Consider the following 2,365-nt stretch of genomic DNA (forward strand, 5'->3'; position numbering starts at 1 on the left):
TCACCGCGTTGAAGGCCTTGTAGACGGCATTGGACTTGGGCGCGATGGCGAGGTAGACGACTGCCTCGGCCAAGGCGAGTTCACCCTCGGGCGTGCCCAGGCGCTCGTAAGTGTCAGCCGCATCCAGCGTGATGCGCAGCGCGCGCGGGTCGGCCAGGCCGATGTCCTCGCTGGCCATGCGGATCAGCCTGCGCGCGATGTAGCGGGCGTCGACGCCGCCATCCACCATGCGCACGAACCAGTAGAGCGCCGCATCGGGATTGCTGCCACGAACCGACTTGTGCAGGGCGCTGATGACGTCGTAGAACTGGTCGCCACCCTTGTCGTAGCGGCGCAGCTGTTCGCCGAGGGTCCGCTCCAGCAGTGCTTCGTCGATGCGGGCGCCATTGGCGAGCGACGCGGCGGACTCCAGGGCGTTCAGCAGCCGGCGCGCATCGCCGTCAGCGTAGCCAATCAGTCGGTCGGCGGCTTCCTTCGTCGGCGCCTCGACACCGAGCTCCCTGGCGCCACGTTCGATCAGCTCCTGCAGCTCGCTCGCGTCCAGGCTCTTCAGCACCTGCACCTGGGCGCGCGACAGCAGCGCCGAGTTGACTTCGAAGCTGGGGTTCTCGGTCGTCGCGCCGATGAAGGTGAACAGGCCGGACTCGACATGCGGCAGGAAGGCGTCCTGCTGGGCCTTGTTGAAGCGGTGCACCTCGTCAACGAAGACCACCGTACGCCGGCCCTGCTGGGCTGCAATCTGGGCGCGGTCCACCGCCTCGCGGATGTCCTTCACGCCGCCCAGCACGGCCGAGATGGCGATGAACTGCGCGTCGAAGGCGCCGGCCACCAGGCGCGCCAGCGTCGTCTTGCCGACACCGGGCGGGCCCCACAGGATCATGCTCTGCAGCCGCCCCGCCTCGAAGGCCGCGCGCAGCGGCATGCCGGGGCCGAGCAGATGGCGCTGGCCGATGACCTCGTCCAGCGTCTTCGGGCGCAGCCGTTCGGCCAGCGGCTGCGCGGGCGGGTCGGCATCGAAAAGGGACGTGGTGCTCACTGCTCGATGAGATCGGCCCCGGCCGGCAGCTTGAACTGGAAGCGCTCGGCCGCCACTGGCACATTGGCCTGCACGGCGCTGAAGTCCAGCCGTGAGCGCTGGCCGAAGCTGTCGACGATCTCCATGGCCGCCAGCTCCTTGCCCTTGAAGCCGAGCTTGAGCGACTGGATCGTCGATTCGGCCTGCTTGGGCAGCGCCTGCACCCAATCCAGGCCGCCGTCACTTGCTTGGGCCTTCAGCGTGAAGTCGCGTTCAAGATTGCTGCCAGCAAGCAGGGCCGCTGGCGTGGCACCCAGCGCTTCACCCAGCTTGCGCGAGCTGGCCTGGTTGAGGTCGGCGTCATAGATCCAGACCTTGTGGCCATCGGCGACGATGACTTGCTCGAAGGGCTTGGCATAGGCAAAGCGAAAGCGGTTGGGCCGCTCGAACTCGAAGCTGCCTGAAGAGACCTTCTTGCGTTTGCCGTCGGGCGACGTCACCGTTTGCGTGAAATTGGCCTTGCCGCTCTTCACGTCGCGGCCGAAGTCGCGCAGCGCATCGACCGCATCGGCGTGGGCGATGCCAGCAATGAGCAGCGTCAGGGAGAGCAGGAGTTTCTTCATTCGTCTCGTTTAGGAATGATCAGTTCACGGCTGCCGTTGGATGCCAGCGCGCCAACGAGGCCGGAGTTTTCCATCTGCTCCAGCAGCCGCGCGGCGCGGTTGTAGCCTATGCGCAGATGGCGTTGCACCAGCGAGATGGAAGCCTTGCGATGTTGTAGGACGATAGCCACGGCCTGGTCGTACATGGGGTCTTGCTCACCGCCGGCCTCGCCCGGCGCCGGCGCCTCGCCGTCGATGCCGTCGAGCACGCCACCTTCGAGAATGCCTTCGATGTAATTCGGTTCGCCCTGGGACTTGATGTACTCCACAACGCGGTGCACCTCGTCGTCGCTGACAAAGGCGCCATGCACGCGGATGGGCAGGCCGGTGCCCGAGGGCATGTAGAGCATGTCGCCCATGCCGAGCAGCGCCTCGGCGCCCATCTGGTCGAGGATGGTGCGGCTGTCGATCTTSGAGSTGACCTGGAAGGAMAKGCGSGTCGGGAWGTTSGCCTTGATSRKGCCGGTGATGACGTCCACCGACGGCCGCTGCGTGGCCAGGATCAGGTGGATGCCGGCCGCGCGCGCCTTCTGCGCCAGGCGAGCGATCAGTTCCTCGATCTTCTTGCCGRCGACCATCATCAGGTCGGCCAKTTCGTCGATGACGACGACGATGAACGGCAGACGCTCCAGCGGTTCGGGTTCTTCGTTGTTCAGCGCGAACGGATTCGGAATGCTGATGCCGTTGG

General features: G+C 66.1%; 3 protein-coding genes. All 3 read right to left on the reverse strand.

Annotated elements, in window-relative coordinates:
- Positions 1-1,036: replication-associated recombination protein A (locus AC1DU6_RS27730; protein ID WP_477861058.1), on the reverse strand; the 1,036-nt coding region annotated here is incomplete at its 3' end.
- Positions 1,033-1,638, reverse strand: a complete 606-nt coding sequence (lolA, locus tag AC1DU6_RS27735) for an outer membrane lipoprotein periplasmic chaperone LolA (RefSeq protein ID WP_457324799.1) — start codon at positions 1,636-1,638, stop codon at positions 1,033-1,035. The genes AC1DU6_RS27730 and lolA, both read right to left, overlap by 4 nt.
- On the reverse strand, positions 1,635-2,365 hold a 731-nt coding region (locus AC1DU6_RS27740), incomplete at its 5' end, for a DNA translocase FtsK (RefSeq protein WP_477861060.1). The genes AC1DU6_RS27740 and lolA, both read right to left, overlap by 4 nt.

The organism is Roseateles sp. P5_B10 (genome assembly GCF_056400485.1).